Source organism: Streptococcus suis, from assembly GCF_002960425.1.
GTDB lineage: Bacteria > Bacillota > Bacilli > Lactobacillales > Streptococcaceae > Streptococcus > Streptococcus suis_S.
This window is the reverse complement of record NZ_POIZ01000085.1, coordinates 1-383: the sequence shown is the minus strand read 5'-3', so window position 1 is coordinate 383 and position 383 is coordinate 1. Positions and strand designations below refer to the sequence as shown.

The following is a 383-nucleotide window of genomic DNA, read 5'->3' as shown; positions in this document are numbered from 1 at the left end:
TATGAAGTGGTTCGTGATGACTTCACCAAAGACGGTGGACAAGTCTTCGATACTGACAAGGCTATCGACCAAGCCTTCACTGTTGTTGTGAAAGCTAAAACTGTTACAGTCACCCCAGAAGATCCTAAGAATCCAGGTACACCAGTAGATCCAGGCAAGCCAGACGGACCAAAATGGCCAGATGGAGTCAAAGAAAGTGACCTCAATCAAACCGTCACACGAGTTATCAAGTACCAATACGAAGATGGCTCAGAAGCTCAGCCAGATGTCGTTGAAACGCTGACCTACAAACGTACTGCGACCGTTAACCTAGTGACTAAAGAAGTGACTTATGGTGACTGGACCTCAACTGATGATGACTTCGACAAAGTAGACACACCAGC

General features: G+C 46.5%; 1 protein-coding gene. It reads left to right on the top strand.

Translation table 11 applies throughout. The annotated features are described in order from the left end of the window. The coding region (locus C1G57_RS11165; RefSeq protein WP_161941147.1) for a mucin-binding protein at positions 1–383 on the top strand (383 nt) is incomplete at both ends.